The organism is Cupriavidus pauculus, from assembly GCF_003854935.1.
GTDB classification, from domain to species: Bacteria; Pseudomonadota; Gammaproteobacteria; order Burkholderiales; family Burkholderiaceae; genus Cupriavidus; species Cupriavidus pauculus_C.
Map to the genome: position 1 here is coordinate 57156 of NZ_CP033968.1, position 17016 is coordinate 74171.

The 17016-nt window shown below is 58.2% G+C and carries 18 protein-coding genes; 13 read left to right on the forward strand and 5 right to left on the reverse strand.

Annotated features, from left to right (window positions below; all coding sequences use genetic code 11):
• The first annotated feature begins 55 nt into the window (after positions 1-55).
• A complete protein-coding gene (locus EHF44_RS00255; RefSeq protein WP_011514862.1) occupies positions 56-388 on the forward strand; it encodes a hypothetical protein in 333 nt (110 codons plus the stop codon).
• A 62-nt stretch (positions 389-450) separates the two neighbouring features.
• Here the strand turns inward: EHF44_RS00255 and EHF44_RS00260 are convergent, their stop codons facing one another.
• Positions 451-819 carry a hypothetical protein gene (locus EHF44_RS00260; RefSeq protein ID WP_017510565.1) on the reverse strand — a complete coding sequence of 123 codons (369 nt, stop codon included), beginning with the start codon at positions 817-819 and terminating at the stop codon, positions 451-453.
• A gap of 649 nt (positions 820-1468) precedes the next feature.
• Between EHF44_RS00260 and EHF44_RS00270 the strand changes: the two genes are divergently transcribed.
• The 3 genes from EHF44_RS00270 to EHF44_RS00280 all read left to right on the forward strand — a co-directional run bounded on the left by EHF44_RS00270 (position 1469) and on the right by EHF44_RS00280 (position 2947).
• Complete coding sequence (locus tag EHF44_RS00270; protein WP_017510566.1) at positions 1469-2083, forward strand: hypothetical protein; 615 nt, start codon at positions 1469-1471, stop codon at positions 2081-2083.
• A 10-nt stretch (positions 2084-2093) separates the two neighbouring features.
• The gene (locus tag EHF44_RS00275) at positions 2094-2327 is read left to right on the forward strand and encodes a hypothetical protein (RefSeq protein ID WP_124682095.1); all 234 of its coding nucleotides are present in this window, start codon (positions 2094-2096) and stop codon (positions 2325-2327) included.
• 221 nt (positions 2328-2548) lie between these two features.
• On the forward strand, positions 2549-2947 hold the full coding sequence (locus tag EHF44_RS00280; RefSeq protein WP_011514865.1) for a hypothetical protein: 399 nt from the start codon (positions 2549-2551) through the stop codon (positions 2945-2947).
• A gap of 381 nt (positions 2948-3328) precedes the next feature.
• Here the strand turns inward: EHF44_RS00280 and EHF44_RS00285 are convergent, their stop codons facing one another.
• Positions 3329-4300, reverse strand: a complete 972-nt coding sequence (locus tag EHF44_RS00285; RefSeq protein ID WP_051705541.1) for a helix-turn-helix domain-containing protein — start codon at positions 4298-4300, stop codon at positions 3329-3331.
• Positions 4301-4352: 52 nt separating this feature from the next.
• Between EHF44_RS00285 and EHF44_RS00290 the strand changes: the two genes are divergently transcribed.
• The 7 genes from EHF44_RS00290 to EHF44_RS00320 all read left to right on the forward strand — a co-directional run bounded on the left by EHF44_RS00290 (position 4353) and on the right by EHF44_RS00320 (position 9469).
• On the forward strand, positions 4353-4901 hold the full coding sequence (locus tag EHF44_RS00290) for a hypothetical protein (RefSeq protein ID WP_124682096.1): 549 nt from the start codon (positions 4353-4355) through the stop codon (positions 4899-4901).
• A 157-nt stretch (positions 4902-5058) separates the two neighbouring features.
• Positions 5059-5535 (forward strand): ATP-dependent DNA ligase, encoded by a 477-nt coding sequence (locus tag EHF44_RS00295; protein ID WP_011229417.1) that lies wholly within the window; start codon positions 5059-5061, stop codon positions 5533-5535.
• A 387-nt stretch (positions 5536-5922) separates the two neighbouring features.
• A complete protein-coding gene (locus EHF44_RS00300; RefSeq protein ID WP_124682097.1) occupies positions 5923-6219 on the forward strand; it encodes a hypothetical protein in 297 nt (98 codons plus the stop codon).
• Between the two features lie 121 nt (positions 6220-6340).
• Positions 6341-6805 (forward strand): IS66-like element accessory protein TnpA, encoded by a 465-nt coding sequence (tnpA, locus tag EHF44_RS00305; RefSeq protein WP_008652244.1) that lies wholly within the window; start codon positions 6341-6343, stop codon positions 6803-6805.
• Positions 6805-7155 (forward strand): IS66 family insertion sequence element accessory protein TnpB, encoded by a 351-nt coding sequence (gene tnpB / locus EHF44_RS00310; RefSeq protein ID WP_008652247.1) that lies wholly within the window; start codon positions 6805-6807, stop codon positions 7153-7155. The genes tnpA and tnpB overlap by 1 nt, the downstream gene beginning before the upstream one ends.
• A 31-nt stretch (positions 7156-7186) precedes the next feature.
• Positions 7187-8776, forward strand: a complete 1590-nt coding sequence (gene tnpC / locus EHF44_RS00315; protein WP_008652249.1) for an IS66 family transposase — start codon at positions 7187-7189, stop codon at positions 8774-8776.
• 51 nt (positions 8777-8827) lie between these two features.
• A complete protein-coding gene (locus tag EHF44_RS00320) occupies positions 8828-9469 on the forward strand; it encodes an SOS response-associated peptidase family protein (RefSeq protein WP_253699774.1) in 642 nt (213 codons plus the stop codon).
• On the opposite strand, the gene EHF44_RS00325 is transcribed toward EHF44_RS00320, so the two are convergent.
• Both EHF44_RS00325 and EHF44_RS00330 read right to left on the reverse strand, forming a co-directional pair.
• The gene (locus EHF44_RS00325; protein WP_011229422.1) at positions 9466-9927 is read right to left on the reverse strand and encodes a hypothetical protein; all 462 of its coding nucleotides are present in this window, start codon (positions 9925-9927) and stop codon (positions 9466-9468) included. The two genes, EHF44_RS00320 and EHF44_RS00325, sit on opposite strands and share 4 nt — an antisense overlap.
• Positions 9924-10217 (reverse strand): ECs_2282 family putative zinc-binding protein, encoded by a 294-nt coding sequence (locus EHF44_RS00330; RefSeq protein WP_200876194.1) that lies wholly within the window; start codon positions 10215-10217, stop codon positions 9924-9926. The genes EHF44_RS00325 and EHF44_RS00330 overlap by 4 nt, the downstream gene beginning before the upstream one ends.
• A 311-nt stretch (positions 10218-10528) precedes the next feature.
• On the opposite strand from EHF44_RS00330, the gene EHF44_RS00335 reads away from it, so the two are divergent.
• Together EHF44_RS00335 and EHF44_RS00340 are read left to right on the forward strand one after the other, a co-directional pair.
• The gene (locus tag EHF44_RS00335) at positions 10529-11653 is read left to right on the forward strand and encodes an AAA family ATPase (RefSeq protein ID WP_011229285.1); all 1125 of its coding nucleotides are present in this window, start codon (positions 10529-10531) and stop codon (positions 11651-11653) included.
• 323 nt (positions 11654-11976) lie between these two features.
• Positions 11977-12759 carry a ParB/RepB/Spo0J family partition protein gene (locus tag EHF44_RS00340; protein ID WP_231138525.1) on the forward strand — a complete coding sequence of 261 codons (783 nt, stop codon included), beginning with the start codon at positions 11977-11979 and terminating at the stop codon, positions 12757-12759.
• A 1254-nt stretch (positions 12760-14013) separates the two neighbouring features.
• On the opposite strand, the gene EHF44_RS00350 is transcribed toward EHF44_RS00340, so the two are convergent.
• Complete coding sequence (locus EHF44_RS00350) at positions 14014-15351, reverse strand: replication initiation protein (protein WP_011514775.1); 1338 nt, start codon at positions 15349-15351, stop codon at positions 14014-14016.
• Positions 15352-17016: the final 1665 nt, after the last annotated feature.

The window sequence follows — 17016 nt, forward strand, 5'->3', positions numbered from 1 at the left end:
ACGGCCAGAGTTGATTGGTACAATCCGCCGTGAGCCTTAGCCACCTACTTTCGATATGAAACAGTTCACGTTTGAGGATGTTCTGAGTCTGACTTTCGACGAGCTTGGCGCCATAGAAGACCCCATGCAATTGGCCGCCACCGCGCAAGTCTCACCGATGCTTGTACGGTACGTCATCAGAACGGACCAACTCGAAGAGAGGTACCGCGGCGTCCGAATGCGCACCTTGCTCGGTGCAATCGACGTAGCTGCCGCGGCAGTAAAATGGCCAAACGTGGTCGGGCAGAAAGCTCTGTTGGCACAGAAGGATGCCGACGTTGATGCCTATTTGGATGAGCTACAACCGCATGTAGCCAAGGCAATCGAATTGGCGCCCAAGTACCACTGACCCATGAAAAAAGGCCCGCGACTTAGCGGGCCTTGGTTCATCAAACGGTAGGTTGCGTACGATTACTTCATCGAGGGCCAGCCCATCGGCTCGGCCTCGTTCAGCGCAACATCTGCCTCATTGACCATGGTCGTCACGACCGCAAACTGTTCCTCCGTCAACTTCTTTGCGGAAGCCAATCCGATGGCTTCCGAGTACTTGCGAGCAGCTTGCTCGCACTGCGTCTTTTGCTCGCCCAAGGTCTGAAGTTCCTCAGGGTCCGTATCGTCGTCAGAGTTGTCCAGGGCTTTATCGAAGGCGCTGGTGAGGTGACCGTCAAGGCGTGCCAGATGACGCTGGCACTTGCGGATGTGTCGTTTAACGTGGTTGACTTCGGCTCGATCTGCGAGAGCCACCGGCTCGCTAGATGAACCACCCGTGTCAGTTGTCATAATCAACTCCAGGAAAGAGACTATTGCTCTGAGCTGGCGCCAATTCAAGTTGAGAGGGTGATCAATCCTCCTGGTCGACAATCTACCCGAAGGTTACGCCGTTTGGAAGGCGGCAGATGCGTCCGGGAACCCAAGCTCTGAGCGCCGGCCCACACGGCAATCCCCGGGCTCTCCTGCCGTGCTAGATTGCAGAAATCTATAGGCCAGAGGTACAAACCATGGAAGTGGAAGGTCAAGTCCTATACGTCTACCGCTGTCCGACGTGCGGCCACCGTGGCGAAGTTCATTTCGCCGACGACTCGCATGATGCCGCTTCCCATACTTGCGCTTCGTGTGGTGGTCAGGTCTCGCTCGAGTGGGATGGCGGCGTGACGTTCGATGTTGTGCCAAAGTCCTGATCTACCTACCAAGGGCACGCCCCAAAATCCTTCACCTCCACGCCCCAAATCTGTTCCCCTTTGCGCCGGCGGTGGCGTCAAGTTGCACAGATGCGCCTTCGCCGCTAATATCTTGCGGTGGATGGCCTCCCAACCTGCCGACGGGTTAAACGGCCTGCGATACCTACGGACACTCGTCCTCGGCATGTGAATCTCCATTTCATTGTGCCCGCATGTAATCGTCGGTTGTGGGCAAGAAACGGAGTTTTCCCATGTTGCTGCTATTCCCATCCGCTCTCACTCAGAACTCAGCTGGCGAACACAAGAAGGCCGCGCGAGAGCAATTTTCTGGCATCAAATCGTCGCACTTGAGCGAAGCCATCGCGTCTGGTTTTGGCTATCAGTCCCATGCGGCTCTGCTCGCCGCGCTGGGTAGCAACGCCCGCCCGCGCAGTAATTTCTCTTTGATTGGTTTCGGGAAGCGGTTGACTGAACTCGGATACGAACGCCCAGCGGATTTCCTGGCCGACCAGGACGTGCCCTGGGCAGTTCAATGCCTGGTGTCCCTCATGATCGAGGCGGGATTTCGAGACTCTCTTGCTAGCAACAGTTCACGGATCGGCGTCACCAAGACAATTGATGCGCTCAATGTCGCCGGTTGCACCGAGTTCAATTTCAAGGCCCTAGGCCGGCAAGCGCAACAGCAACAGACCCGAGCCTTGCGCGAACTCTTCAGCACGGTTATCGAGTTGCAAGTCTCGGTGCGAGACGGCGATCGCGTATTGAGATCGCCGATTGTCCGAGAGGTAGGAATCGAGACGCCAACCAACTGCATATTGTTCTCGCTAGCGGACGTTATTGTCCGAGCGGCCCGGTTAGCAGCTTAGCGCCCTACGTGTGACGCTTGATGCACATAACGTCTATTATGTTAAATGCGCCAAGCAAACCAGCCGGGGAGATGCGAGATGGTTAAAAGGCGGGTATGATGCCCATTTTCCCGGCTTCGGTGCCGTGTCTGGCACATTGTTGATCGGGGACTTCCTCAGCGGATGTCTGGTGTTGTTTGCTTCCTTGTTTATGGTGTTCGAGGTCGAGATCGGCGTCGAGGCTCATTTGAAAGGAAAAAAATGAAACTGAGATTCAAGCTGAAAAGCAATCGAAGGGGCGCGGGGTTACTGGGGGTATGCGCACTGGACACTGCAGGGGAGTCACGATCGCATACGTGGCAGACTTAGGCCCAAAGAGTGCCTCAGCCCCCGCCAATTCCAAGAAACGCTCCACTGGGGCGTTTTTTTTCGACCCTCGTCAGCTGGCGGGCGTCGCACGAAGGATGAACTAGTAGGAGTAACAAGATGAGTTTTCATTTTCATCCGATTCCGGCTGCCGGGAACGGCGGCGGCGTATCGGTCGTGGCCGCATACGCGAGTTTCAACCCCCAACACGATAAAACCTGGGAATTCTCCGGCTGGCTCGAATCGGTGCGAACACGAGCCCTCGACTACTTCCCAGACCTCAGCGAGCAGGTGTACTTGCGGATGTACCTGCCGCAGAATGTGCTCAACCTATACAGCAAGGGTGGCGGAGTCCGGGAAATGGCTCTGCGTCACCTCATCCCTGGCAATTCAAGACGTCATACTCGCATCGCGTACTTCGACTGGGTCACGAGCGACCAAATCTTTGACGTTGAGGCTGACTTTGACCAGTTCATCCAGTTCGTGCAAATGAACTGGCCGAGGCTCCGGAGCTACTGATCTGGCATTGGCCGAGCGCCCCAGAACAGAGGCCACTCTGGCCGGCGCTGGCCGCACAAAACTAATGTCAGCAGGCCATTGTTAATCAACACCCGGCTCGCGTTCGAAAAACCGACAGGAGAGCGCCCGAATCGGCGCATATGGCACAGCATGCGGGCAGTCCATCCATAGCCGAGGGTGAGGAAATTCTGGCCGGACGCCGAACTGCAGCCGCGAGCAGGTGCGGCAGATGGAATCCTCTGGCACGACATAGGATGGCATCGGCAGGGGTGGGGGCTCAAAACCGGCACTCACGAAATTGAACTGGATATTTGTACAGTACTCCCATTGTAGATCGGCATCTGGCCGCGCCCTTGCGACCCGGGTGGTGCTTACGGCGGTCTAGCGGTCATCTTCTTCGTCGGCTTCTGCACATCCATCGTTGTACCGCTGCGTTGGTACAGAAACATAGTTCACGGCGGAGAGATTGATCGCAACTTGCTTATACGAGCCCTCGACATCGAGAGTCACAAATGGCACGTCCTGGTAGGGATACTCGAGAGTGAAGCAGAATGCGTTGTAAATCGAGCAATCATCCTCCACGTCGACATCATGTTGACCGATGCATGGCAGGTTCCAGACCACACAATTTGCGCGATCCATATACCGATCCAAGATCTTCTTGTCCACCGAAGCAACAACTGCGTCCCAATCCAAACCCTCGAATTCAACTCTGCTAGGCGTCCCGCCCAAAGCGGGCGAGGATGGTCGAATATGAGTGAAAACCGCCAGAACCTCTTCTTCGGTGAATTCAGCCTTCGCCAGAAGATCATGGGGGGAGTCCAGTTGTGACACTATCCTCCAAAACGTATCATCCGGAGCAACACCAAGGTACTGGTCACCATATTCCTCTGGCCCACCCTCGCCCACTTCATGGCCGGTTAGGTACATGTCGCCCATCGCTGCGCGACGGATGTACACGGTCCTGTTATCCAATGATTGGATGACAATCCCTAGCGTGTCGGCATCATCCAGCTGTATCAGGATGCGACTGCGTTCTCCATCAGATATCGGCAGTAGCAACGGCGGACAGCCGGTACTAAAGTGAATCGCTGCGAATCCGTAGTTCTTCCTGTCTGCAGGAAGTTGCTCATCCATTCCCTCGATATCAAATGGCTCAGGCTGCCCTCGCAAGTACTCTACAGATACCCCGAGTGCCTCCGACAGAGAAATCACCTTCGCCTCTGGAACCTCGATCTCGCCGGACTCCCACCTGTGATAGGTCGATTGGCTCAGGCCGAGCCGCTTTGCAATTTCGCTTTGCGTCAAGCGCGCAAGACGCCTCGCTCTTTTCATCGCGTTTTTGCGGACCATGATTCACCTCCATGTCGACGCATCCTATGCGAATAATATGCGTCAAGATGGAATGATCAAGGATAGGAATGAGTTCTCTCGCACTTTCATTGCTGTGATCCTGATGGATGGCGCTGGGTTCGAAAACCCGCAGCCGCGGCTGGCTGTCGTTGGCGCCTCGCCTGGCGTAGACTCGCGTTGGCCGGCACCAATCATCAGAGAGCCGATAGCAGAGCAAGGGGGAAGTCAGATGGCTCGGCACTTTAGGCTTGGCATGTGGAATCGGCTAGCGATTGTTCTGACAGTGATCCTCTCGCTTGGGGTGCCGACGTACTTCCATTTTGCCCGCGGTTTGCAGTTGCAGATCGATTTCGACAAGTCTTTGCAGGACTGCAAGGACATTGCCATCAGCAAGGGGCTGCAGCTTGACCCCGCAGCGGACTACATCGGGGTTTGCCAGAAGCAAACCAAGATGATGTACGCATGGGAAGAACAGCATGAGCCGTACATGTATGTCAGACACATTGTCGCCATGTTCGCCCTTTCAGTGGCTGCCTATTTGCTCATTTGGGCCGGCGCGGCAGTGGCACGGTGGATCTTGCGCGGGCGCACGCGCGCATAGCTGCTAGCAAGGGCCCGCCGTGCCGCGCCGGCAACTGCTCGAGCTCGAGGATATTCAGCCGATGCTGGCGGTAGCCAGTAAGGCCCTGCCGCGTACGGGCACCTGGCAGTATTCCCCGTAGCACGATGGTTACCGCACGCTGGCCACACGGGATCGGTTGCGCACGCGCGGCGGCGCGGATGCCACGACATGGTTTCCGGAGATTCCTGCCACGCTAACCGGTCTGCCCGCTGGCCATCACATCATCGACGGCGAGATGTGCGTGCTGGTCAACGGGCGCTCCGACTTCGTACAGTTGCACGAGCGCGCTATGCGGCGCCGCTGGTATCCGGGCGCACCACCAGTGGTGCTGTGTGCGTTCGATCTGCTGGTGCATGCCGGCACGGACATTCGTGGCAAACCCATCGAGGAGCGCCAGGCACGCTTGGCGGCGTTGGTGTCGGGTTTGCCTGGCGTGCTGTATGTGAGCGCCATCGATGACGGCGCGGCGATGTGGGCTGCCGTGATTGCGCTGCAGCTTGAGGGAATGGTGGCGAAGCGCGTAGGCAGCGCCTACGTGGCTGGGCCCTCGCGCGACTGGCTCAAGATCAAGAGACCGGGCGCCACCCTTCCCGGCTTCAAGCGCGATATCTGATGCACCAAAGCAAAACGGCCGCACGCGACCGTTTCTAAAGGCACTCCTGGCGGCTAGCGTCCGTCCGAGGAGGGAGCAGCTAGCCGTTGGTCCAAGGCGCCAAGTGACATGACAGGATAACACCGATGCAGACCAGCCGGGCCACGTTGGTGATGCTGCGGGACGAGAACCTGATAGATCACACTTCAGTGGCTCAGCGTGCCGGTTCTCTTGCATTGTTCACGAGCAATCTCATTCCAACGCACTGCCTCGCCCGCCCCTTCGATACTGTATATTTATACAGTGCTATTCGAAGTCATGAAACTCTGTCAGGAGGGGCGCCGACTACACCGTGGATGGTGGGGCGGGCAGTCGCTATGGCGCGGCCAGGTGTTGATCGAGGACCGCATGGATACGCGCGCCCATCGCGTGATGGCTCATGCGTTCATGGCCTACAGCAAGCACCAGGACGTGGCGGAGCTCGGCGTTCTGTACGACGCGCGGATAGTGAAACTCACCTCCGACGACATGATCCTGACGGGGTTTGAGCGGGCCGACTTCGATCTGAGGGAGTACCGCCAGGCCTGGCTGCTGCGGCCGATCACGCAGGCAGAAATGGACACGCCCATCCGCGCTGACGTGGTACGCGGGCGCGGCAAGGTACCATCACCACCACCCGACAACGGAGACAAGTCATGTGCGTGAATTACGCCCCCGTGCAACGCCAGGTGTTACGGGACGTGTGTAAGCGCTCAATTGACGACGTCTGGTATTGAAGGCTGAACGTTGGCAGGCTAGCGTCCGCAAAGACTTTGCGGACGCAAACATGATCCAAGACGAGATTGACCTATTTCCGCTGCAGGCGGTGCGAGTCCGCTCCAATGGGAAGCGCGACTACGAGCCAGCGGCCAAGCGGCGTCTGATTGAGTTCTGTCTTCAATCGGGAGCATCGGTCTCGGGCACGGCGCTCAAGGCCGGTATCAACGCTAACCAGTTGCGCAAATGGATTCGGGACTACCGAGATTCAGTGCAGGCGCGAGGTGCGTTGCCGGCATTCGTGCCGGTTGTCCAGGAGGTTCAGGATTCGCGGCCAATCGAGACACTTGCAAAGGTTGCGGTGCCGCGTCACGAAGCGGCATCAGCGACTGGCGATCCGCCACCGCGGCAAGCGCAACCGCTGGCGCTCTTGAGCGCAAAGCTGCCCAACGGTGTATCACTTGAGCTCGAATGCAGCGAGCGAGACGTTGGGCTCGTAAAGGCAATGATCGAAGCACTGAGTGGAGACCGTTGATGTTTCGGCTCGACGCTGAGCTGCGGGTGTATCTGCATCGCGACGCAGTGGACTTCCGTAAGAACATCAACGGCCTGGCACTGCTGGTCGAGCAGACGCTCGGGCTGGATCCGTTTGCATCGGCTGTATTTGTGTTCCGTAACCAGCGGGCCGATCGCATCAAGATTCTCGGGTGGGATCGCAACGGCTTCTGGCTATTGTTGAAGCGATTGGAGGCGGACCGGTTTGCCTGGCCACGCGAGGCGGCTGTGGCTACGCTGACGGTCGAACAGTTGCACTGGCTGCTCGAGGGAATCGACATCGAGGCGATGCGCCGGCACCCGCACCGAGAATACCATCGCGCTGCGTGAACGCTGTTTGGCGGCAGCGGTCTAACCCGCCATGCCATCCACGCCCGTCACCGTTACCGCCGCCGAGCTGCAACTGTTGCGAGACGCCGAGCGCGAGCTCAAGGCAATACTCGCGGAACGCGAGGCAATCAAGGGCGAACTGCGTGTGATGACGGTCCAGCGAGACCTGCTCTTGGAACAGCTCAAGGCGTTTCAGCGTAAGCTGTTCGCCGCAAAGAGCGAGGCGCGAGGCTCGGAGCAGAAGGACTTGTTCCTCAATGAGGCCGAGGCCTTGGCGACGGCGGCCGCGCAGCCGGCGCAGGAAGAAGAAGGTACGCCCGAGACCGAAGTGGCCGGACACAAACGCAAGAAGCGCGGCCGCAAGCCGCTCGACCCGGCGCTGCCCCGTGTCGAGGTTCGTCACGAACTACCCGAATCGGAACGCGTCTGCCCCCTCGATGGCCAGGCTCTGGTCGAGATTGGCGTCGAGGTCAGCGAACAGCTCGACATCGTGCCGCAGCAGGTCCGCGTGATCCAGCACCAGCGGGTCAAGTACGCCTGCCCATGCTGCGACGGCGGCATCAAGACGACGCCGGCACCGGCGCGCATTATTCCCAAGGGACTCCTTACCGAATCGGCGCTGGCCTGGTGCATCACCTCGAAGTATCAGGATGGCCTGCCGCTGTACCGCCAGGCAGCGCTGCTGCATCGCTTCGGCGGGGACCTCTCTCGCGGCACCCTGGCCGCAAGCATAGTGCGAGTAGGCCAGGCGGTGCAGCCAATCATCAACCTGCTGCGTGACCATCTGCTGGAAGCAGACGTCGTGTACGGTGACGAGACAACGGTACAGGTGCTCAAGGAGCCCGGCAGGCCTGCCCAGAGAAAGAGCTTCCTATGGGCGCAGATGAATGGCACAGGGCCGCCGGTACGGTTGTTTGCCTATAGCCCGACACGCGAGACAAAGCAGGCTACGGCTCTCTATGCCGGCATCAAGCCTGGGGCGGTGTTGATGACCGACGGCTATGCACCATACGACGACGTCGCAAACACCTATCAGTTGGTGCATCTCGGATGCTGGGCACACGCGCGCCGCTACCTGGTCGAGGCGGAGCAAGCCTTGCCCAAGGACAAGCGCCCCGACCACCCGGTCACCGGATTCCTGCAGCGCATCGGCAAGCTGTTTGCCATCGAAAGCCACACGCTCAAGATGAAGCCGGAACAACGGCAGCAGGTTCGCGCCGAACAAAGCCAGCCGCTGCTGGCCGAGATCGAAACGATGCTGCTGCAACATCTGCATACCGTGCTGCCGCAAAGCCTGTTCGGCAAGGCGCTGCACTACCTGCATGGGCAGTGGCCAAAGCTCGTGCGCTACATCGAGAACGGAACCTGGCCGATCTCGAACAATCCCTGCGAGAACGCGATTAGGCCATTCGTGATCGGACGGAGAAACTTCCTCTTCTGCGACACCGTGGCCGGTGCCAACGCTAGCGCAAGTCTTTACTCGCTGGTGGAAACCTGCAAGGCCAACGACGTCGATCCGTATCAGTATCTCGTTGCCTTGTTCAAGGCGTTGCCACACGCACAGACCGCCGACGACTACGAGGCTCTGCTGCCCTGGAGGCTCAAGCCCTCAACCGTCTAGCGGATACCGCCGGCGGCCGCAAGGGGCGCCCTTAAAAGACCGCTTACGGACGTGTTCGGCGTCGAGCCGCCTTCCGACGAATGGCGTGCAGAGGCGTGGCGAGACTACCCTGCCCCGATCATCCGCGCCGGCGACCACGGCCAACGGGAATGCGTGCTGGCAGGTTTTGGGATGGTGCCCAAAGCGGAGATAAAGCGGCGCAATGAGGAGACGATGCAACGGACTGGCGCTCCCCCAAAGGTGCGGGACTACGACACCATGAACGCCCGCTTGGAAACCATTGGCAAGCTCCAGTCGTTTGCAAAGTACTGGCGTGAATGCCGGCTCGCGCTTGTGGGGGCCACCGCTGTGTATGAGCCCTGCTGGGAGACAGGCAAGGCCGTGCGGTGGCGTATCGGGCTACCTGATGGCGAGCCCTTCGCCATTGCCGGCTTGTGGCGCGATTGGCCGGACGGCTCGGCCACCTTCACGATGCCAACGGTTGCGGCCGAAACCCATGCTCTCATGCGGCGCATGCACGCGCCAGGCAAAGAGAAACGCAGCGTAGTGATCTTGCCTCGCGACGAGTGGGATGATTGGTTGAACTGCCGCGATCCGGAACTCGCCCGCAGCTTCCTGCGGCTCTATCCGGCTGATGCCATGGTGGCCGAGGCAGCACCGGCACCACCGCGCAAGAAAGCCGTCGAGGCCTAGAGCGTGGGCCACTCGATTTTCTCTTGGGGCCCAGTCTCGTCCTCCCAGGAGATCTTCACCTGGAACTTCCGTTCCGCGAGCCCTAGATGGGCAGTTGCAATCAGGTCCACCCCGCACTGTGGTTCCAGCCGCTCCAGCGGGAACGTGCTGCGCACCTGTGACTCGACCAGAATGCTATTGCCGTCCACGAACTCGATGCGTACGTTCCTGGCAGCGGCCCGTCCCCGGTTGAAGACCTTGAAGCGCCTGTCGTTGGAACCGCGCATGGCAAACGCAGTGCTCACGTCAGCCTTTTTCTCTGCCGCTGCTTCCGCCTCCTCTCTGGCCAGCAGACGCTCGTTCAGCAACTTCTGGCTCTGATTGACACCCTTCTGCCGATGGTTGAAGAGCACCGACGCGCCCGTACCGACAACGGAAACGATCAGCGCCGCGGCTGCGATGAAGTCGCTCTCAGTCATTTCAGCTTGAACCCCGAGCCCTTGAAGATGTTGGCGATCTCTTTCTTGATGTCAGCCACTACCTCTGCCTTCACCTCATCTACATGGGCTTGTATGTGAGCACCGTTCTCGCTCACCAGGTTCTCGCGGGAAATCTCACGTCCGCAACGCGTGCACTTCAGCAGCTCCGGAACTGGCGCGTTCTCGATGCTGGCGAAGTCAGTGCCGCCACATGTGGGGCACTGCAGTTGGACTGTCCTGTCGTACTTTCCCTCTTGCAACATTTCTGATCCCTCTGTGGTGTAGTTCATTGGCCAGCACGGCACTAAACCACACCAGAAGGTACGTGGCAGGCACTTGCTCGACAGCTCCCTGTCCGAGCTGCTTCTGCTCGTTGGTCGACCTCGTCAGATTCACCCGCCTAGATCAAAGCCGGCACGGCTCGTCAAGTGCCTGACGTTCCACATCGTCCTCCCCGGCGCGATCAGTTCTATATGGTATTGCGTCGTTTTTTCCACTCACACCATATAGAACGTGACGTTTTTCCTTGCCCCGCTACCATCTAGCCCCTAGAATCGGCTCAAACTGCATTTTGTGACGTTTCATACTTGGAGGGTTGCCTATGACCGCAACTGAGGTAGAAATCGATCCCTATCCCTATACGGACTTTGCGAGCCTGGCTTACCCGCCTCAGTTTGCTGCCGAAGCACTAGGGGTTAGCCCACAAACACTCAAGATCATCGAACGCGACAACGACCTGAAGATTTCTCGGGTGCCCCGGGGGTCGGTCGAAGTCCGCAACTACTCGCTGAACGATATCTTTCAGATCGCGCGAATTCGGCGAGAGAGCAAGCACATCAAGGGCTTCACGCGGCCCATCACCATTTCGGTCTTCGTCCCGAAGGGCGGTACCGCGAAAACCACCACCACTTGCAACCTGGCCATTCAGTTTTCCCTGATGGGTTTGAAGGTGCTGGTGATCGACAATGATCAGCAAGCTGACGTGTCGACCATGATGGGCTATGACCCTGACCTTACGGCGGAAGAACTCATTGACATGGGTATCCCTGGCGAAAGGTCCATCAATGGGCACATCGGCAACCTGATGCGCGTTGGCAACTTCTACCAACCGATGTCGCTTGAAGAGGTCGTCAAGAAGCCCTTTGGTGAGCACGGCCCGCACCTGATCCCTGCGGAAGACTCGTTGGACGATATGGACTCTGCTCTGCGCAGCGCCAATGGCTCGGACTTCCGCTATTCGCTGTTCTTCGAGCAGGCTCGCACTGGCGCCCTGCCCCACTGCAACTTGTCCAGCTATGACGTGATCATCATGGACAACGCACCAGCGGGTTCGCTGCTTTCCCGAAACTCGATGGTGGCTGCGGACTTCCTGATCTGCCCGATTCGCATGGACAAGTTCTCATTCCGGGCACTCTCCCGTCTCGCGTTCCGGCTGGGTGAGTTCGCCAAGGATTTCAAGCGTGCGCCGGAGATTGTCGCGATCCCCACGATGTACGTTCGCAACCGGCCGCGCGTTGAACGGAACATGGCCAGCCTCATCAGCCTGTTTCCCGGTAAGGTGACTGAGAGCCGCTTGTACCATTCGGAGGACTACTCCAAGAGCCTCGAGGACGGCGTTCCGCTGTCGCTCTGGCGCACCGGCACTGAAAATTCGCTCGGGGCAATGCGGGAAGTCTTCGAGGAGTTGGTCGCGCGCATCCGCGCAGTTACGGAGGTCGCTAAATGAAACAATCCCGACGCCTCGGCCACGATGCAGCACGGCCGCCAGCCGCTGAGGCCCCGCCTCAGCATATCCAGGGGGTTGTCGTACCCGCGGAGATGCCATCGGCCAATCTGAATCGGCCGATGTCGGAGATTCTGCGCGAGCAGGGAATCTTGGACGAAGATCCGCTTGCCCCCCCTCCCCCGCTGCAGAGCACGCCGGCACCAGCTGCTGCACCCACTCCGAGTCCTTCGCCTCGGACAGCTCCCGTCTCTGGGGGTGCATCGGGGGTTTCGCCCCCCCCGAAGGCCCTTCACATCCCCATTGGGTCCCAGCAGATGTTGCCGATGGACCAGATTGATGTCAGCCCACATCAGCCTCGGCTCGTCTTTGATCAAGACGCCCTTGCTTCGCTGACAAGCACCATTGATCTCGTTGGGCTGAACAATCCGATTACCGTCCGACGCAAGGATGACGGTCGTTTTGAGCTCATTGCCGGCGAGCGTCGCTTCAGGGCGTTCCAACTGAAGCATGAGGCATATATTCCAGGCTTTGTCCGTGATCTTGGCGAGAAGGAAGCCGCGATCCTCGCAATGACGGACAACGATGCCCGGGAAGACCTGTCTGATTTCGAACGAGCCCTGGGCTATCAGCGATTGCTGAAGTTGGGGCATTGCCTCAACCAAATGGATATCTCCCGGTGTGTCGGTCGAAGCATGGCCACCGTCAGTCGGTGCTTGGCTTACTTCAAGTTGCCGCAGGTAGTGATTGACATGCTCATGCAGAGGCCGGGGCTGATTGGCACTAAGGTTGTGGCTGATTTCGTCGCGTTCCATGAGCAGGGCTGCACCGAGCTGGTGATAGCGGCCGTTGTTAAGGTAGAAAAGGGCATGTCCCAGGAGAATGCCTTGAACTGGCTGAAGGCCGAGGCCCGGAAGCTCACGAACCCCGCGGCTGTCGTGATCCCACGCCGCCTGCAGATGTCCGGGAAACCGGTCGCTGACGCCAAGATCGACGGGCGGAACCTCATTCTGAAGTGTCCGAAAGACGTCAATCCGGAGCTGCTACTCCGTACGATCGAGAAATTCCTCTCCGAGGCTGCAGCGGATGACCTTGACGAGGCAGCATAGCCGCCTCGATTTCACCGTGAAAAGCCCGCGCAAATGACGCGGGCTTTTTTTGCTCTCGACCAACTCTCCGGGCCGCCTAGAGCGCGAGAGCATTCACGGTATCCCAGCCCGGAACGGGCTTGGCCTGTCCTGCGGGCGCGGGGACTGCGCAGCGGCGAACTTACGACAACGCCCCCGGGGGGATTCGCGAGAGATTTCACCGTGAAAACTGGTTGGATCACCGCCAGCATTTCGCGCCCGAATTCTACCCAGCGTTTTCACGGTGAAATCTGCGCCGGCGCCAACTAGGGCGGGCGTTGCCCACGCGAATTGGGCCCACTTCAAATAACTCGCTCATGGGAGCGTCGCGGTGAAGATTCGCTGACAGGCCACCCCAGGTGCATACGCGCCCAGCGGCTAGATTTTCACGGTGAAAACTGCCACGGCGGCTACTCAGCTGGACGCTGCCAACGCCTTGTCCCGGAAGCGGAAATGCCGGCAGGCCTTTATGTGGATGCGCTCCTCGATCTTTCACGGTGAAAAGCGCCAGGTAGCCCTCGCTGCGCAATCGTCCAGCGGCGTGGTTTTCACGGTGAAATCCCAACGTTGATGGCCCCCTCAACGTCTCAAAAGCATCACCGTCCTTGGTGCGAGCGGAGCTTTTTCACCGTGAAAAGTCAATGGTCGCTCAATCGGCGCCTGCGGTCAGGAAGCAATTTCAAGCCTGCCGTCAGCATTCAGGGGCGAGGACGCACGAGCCTACGCCAGGCTGGTCTTCGACGAAACCGCTCGGCGCGTTGCATTCCCAGCCAAGGCGCGCTAGGAGAACGCCCAGTCTCTGCGCATTGCGCAGAGCGCACTACACATTGCGTACTCTGTGCGTCATCGCGTTTTCACCGCGAAACCAGCGGCATCACAATTTTCACGGTGAAAACGAACGCGATCGCCGGCCGGGCATTAGGAATACCATACAACTATTGCTACGTGTTATGTATCGCTATTGTGAGAAACGAGGAGCTAGTTGCAGTTCGCAAATGGCAGGAGAGCACACTGGGCACTTCTCCGAGCACTAGCCATTCGGTCAAACGTGATCATCGCGAGATTGGATATCGGCTTGCCGAGGTTGCACTCAGCAGGACACCAAGAATGAACACCGGGAATTTCGAGAAAGAGGCGGGAGGTTTCGTGCCTCGCGTAGGGAAGCACTAGCAAGCTCGACGAGCTCAACCGCGCGCACTCTGGCGGCGGTCTTTCGCATGTATTGAGGAGGGCAGGTCAGGCAGCCTTCTGTTCCTCTGCCTGTCGCTTCACGTATTGGGCCAGTTCGACCTTCAGTGCCTTACGAGCCATGATTGCCGCCTCATCCGGCCTAGCCTTTACCTTCTGCCGCCGCGCAGCCATCTGGAACGTAGTCTCCTTGTACAGTCCATCAAGGACAGCAAGTCGTTCGTCGTCCGTCATCGAGGCGAAGATAGCCAGACCTTCTTCGATATCGCGCTCAAGATTGCGCGCAAACTCGATCTCAGCGACCGGTACCATTGGCTTACTCGGGACTGCTTCGGCTGGGCTACCAAACGCCGCCTCGCGCTCCATTTCGCTAAGTGCCCAACCCTCTTTGATCGCGGTCATTAGGTAGGCACCAGGCGATTTCACCCCTCCAACTTTGACTCGGTACCTCACGAGCTCAATCGCCGCACGGATTCGCTCATCCGTGTTCACTTCGCGATTGCTGATGATCTCATTGATCTGCCTGGTGCTCAGCCCAAAGCCCTTAACGAGAGTCTCATACAGATCCTTCAGCTCATGTGGTTGCGCAAAGTCCAGAACGAGCTTGCCCTCTGCGTTGTCCCTAAGCTTGAATCGAATCGCCGCAACGCGTCGCGAACCCTGCGCGGTCTTCGTTTCGTACTCAACGTAGAGATCGGTCAGTTCATTGATTTGGGCAATGTTCTTATCCAGAACCAACCGCTTGAACTGCTTGTACTCGGTGAGTGATTTGACCGCGTCAGCATTGACCCACTTCCTGACCTCTTCGATCGGAAGCCAGTTCGTAGTCCCCATGAATCGAAGGGCGCCCAAACGCTCATACAGGATGTACGCGTACTGGCTGAGTGCCGCAGACATGCGCAAGGATAGATAGGTATAGCGCTTCGGATCTTTGAGTTGTCGACGGATCATCTCGTCGACCTTGAACACAACGCGCCCGCCTGCGATCCCTACAGAACCAAGAAGCGGCACTGACACCCATTGCGGGTCGCCGCCGCCCTTGCGCTCAACAGAGACTTGAACCGATGAGCTCTGGCACTCGCGCAGGGCCTTCTTGAGGTGCGCGACGTTGTTCGATGTTTCGAACTTAGCGAGCCATTTGAAGTAGCCGAGCTCGATATCGTAATGCTCAAGATCCGGGTTCTCCGACACCGTGAGCCACAACGCATTGATGGCCCGCCTTGCCACGAGGGACATAGGGGTGACGTCAATCAGAACATTGGTTTTGCGGTACCCAATGTCGCGCGTGGATTCAGTGATTGCGGTACTAGGCCCGAGCTCCTCGCGGACAGCGTTGAAGATATCGAAACCCAGCTGCTCCTGGATGTTTTTTGGGAGATTAGACATGGCAGAGTGCGCCCAATGCACTAAGAGACTGCCGTAATATCTCCGTAATGGTGTAATGAGTCAAGTATACGATTGCACCTTTGCGCAACACCGTTGCCAAGAGGCACCAATCAATGACACCGTCGAACCAACTGATGCCACCATGACTGAGCGCCACTCCCCGGAAACCTAGACTGGGCGCGCCTTTCCGGGATATACGCACATCAAGCCAACGGTTAACACCTTCCACCAATTCATTGCACCTTGGCACCAATGGATAGCACCGTAGGAAGCCAATTTCTTACACCTTTGCGGCCCAATGCGGTACACCAATCCCCCAACAGATATCACCTTGGCACCAACAGTTAACACTTTGCTGCTCGTAAGCCATTGAATTATTTAAGCAAAACGAGACCCGTATACGTTGGTTGGTTTACGTAAACAAAGCTGCTAGCTCTCCGCAGAAAAATGCGGAACGTCAAAACCACCGGTACTTATCCACAGCCATCGGCACTTGCCGCTTCGTCACCGCGACCGCTATCGCAGTACGGTGCAATCTGTTGGACCGCAATGAGCTCCGCCACACAGAGATGCAATCAACTCGACGCAACCCTCCCTCTCTAAACCCCATGGTGCAATCAGTTGGTCCGCAATCTTCCATATCGGTATGGGTGCAATGTATTGGCCCGCAAAGCCCCAGGGGGAAAGGTGCAATGTATTGGCCCGCAAAATCGGCGTTCACTTGCCGCTATGGTGCAACGTATTGGTCCGCAAGAGACTGGGCACATGGTGCAGTCAATTGGTCCGCAGAGTACCTCTCAACGACATGGTGTAGTTTATTGGTCCGCAAACGGACTCTCTACCATGGTGCAATGAATTGGCCCGCAGGGGGCTAGAACCGATAGCGCAGTTCTTTAGTCCGCAGAAACCCTAGCGCGTCATGGGCCCGCTACCCCCAGGCAATATGGTGTATCTGATTGGTCCGCAACCGCACGAGTACCGGCTATGGTGCAGTCGATTGGTCCGCAACCATGGCGAATCAGCGGCGTTAGCAGCTCTGCGCAGGCTCAAACACGCGCAAGGTGGCATCCGTTGGTCCGCAAAATGTGAGGACAAATAAGCACTCGCCTCGAAAGGTGCAATGACTTGGTCCGCAAAGATTGGCCACTGATTCCAGCATCTCTTACAGCACCTGCACTGCGCAAAGGTGCAATGGTTTGGTCCGCAATTTCTCCCAGCGGGGTTCAACCGGCAAGGTTATGACAACAATTAGCGAGATCTAGCGATAGGAAGCACTCACTAAAGCTCCGCAAATTGCGCCACGGTCCACCAAACCGTTACACCTTGCCCGCGGGAGCGGGCTTTGCGGTCCAAAACGCATCACCCTAGGTAGTGCTCCATGGGGCACCTCCGCAAACTTTTGCGGGTCTGCGGGCCAAATCGTTACACCTTTCACCGCTGCCGCGAGGCGTAGACAGCCTGGAGCATCAGTACGCGGGGAGGGCGAGTTCCGGATCAGATCTTTGCTTGCCTGTCGGCTGAATGGAGGGGCGGAACACGTTTCTCGATCGTGCAATGCGCATTGCACCACCCGCCTTGTTCGGCAGCGTTCCTGCGGGTCTTACTGGCCGAAGCACTGCGCAATACGTAATGCGCCCTGGGCAGTGCTCAATACCCAATGCGCAA

What these genes read in the sequence shown, in the direction of transcription:
- EHF44_RS00300 (WP_124682097.1), top strand. Translation starts at nt 5,923, where the DNA reads ATGGATACGCGCGCCCATCGCGTGATGGCTCATGCGTTCATGGCCTAC.
- EHF44_RS00330 (WP_200876194.1), bottom strand. Translation starts at nt 10,217, where the DNA reads ATGAACTACACCACAGAGGGATCAGAAATGTTGCAAGAGGGAAAGTAC.
- EHF44_RS00340 (WP_231138525.1), top strand. Translation starts at nt 11,977, where the DNA reads ATGGACCAGATTGATGTCAGCCCACATCAGCCTCGGCTCGTCTTTGAT.
- EHF44_RS00270 (WP_017510566.1), top strand. Translation starts at nt 1,469, where the DNA reads ATGTTGCTGCTATTCCCATCCGCTCTCACTCAGAACTCAGCTGGCGAA.
- EHF44_RS00285 (WP_051705541.1), bottom strand. Translation starts at nt 4,300, where the DNA reads ATGGTCCGCAAAAACGCGATGAAAAGAGCGAGGCGTCTTGCGCGCTTG.
- EHF44_RS00260 (WP_017510565.1), bottom strand. Translation starts at nt 819, where the DNA reads ATGACAACTGACACGGGTGGTTCATCTAGCGAGCCGGTGGCTCTCGCA.
- EHF44_RS00325 (WP_011229422.1), bottom strand. Translation starts at nt 9,927, where the DNA reads ATGACTGAGAGCGACTTCATCGCAGCCGCGGCGCTGATCGTTTCCGTT.
- EHF44_RS00280 (WP_011514865.1), top strand. Translation starts at nt 2,549, where the DNA reads ATGAGTTTTCATTTTCATCCGATTCCGGCTGCCGGGAACGGCGGCGGC.
- tnpB (WP_008652247.1), top strand. Translation starts at nt 6,805, where the DNA reads ATGTTTCGGCTCGACGCTGAGCTGCGGGTGTATCTGCATCGCGACGCA.
- tnpA (WP_008652244.1), top strand. Translation starts at nt 6,341, where the DNA reads ATGATCCAAGACGAGATTGACCTATTTCCGCTGCAGGCGGTGCGAGTC.
- EHF44_RS00255 (WP_011514862.1), top strand. Translation starts at nt 56, where the DNA reads ATGAAACAGTTCACGTTTGAGGATGTTCTGAGTCTGACTTTCGACGAG.
- tnpC (WP_008652249.1), top strand. Translation starts at nt 7,187, where the DNA reads ATGCCATCCACGCCCGTCACCGTTACCGCCGCCGAGCTGCAACTGTTG.
- EHF44_RS00350 (WP_011514775.1), bottom strand. Translation starts at nt 15,351, where the DNA reads ATGTCTAATCTCCCAAAAAACATCCAGGAGCAGCTGGGTTTCGATATC.
- EHF44_RS00335 (WP_011229285.1), top strand. Translation starts at nt 10,529, where the DNA reads ATGACCGCAACTGAGGTAGAAATCGATCCCTATCCCTATACGGACTTT.
- EHF44_RS00290 (WP_124682096.1), top strand. Translation starts at nt 4,353, where the DNA reads ATGATCAAGGATAGGAATGAGTTCTCTCGCACTTTCATTGCTGTGATC.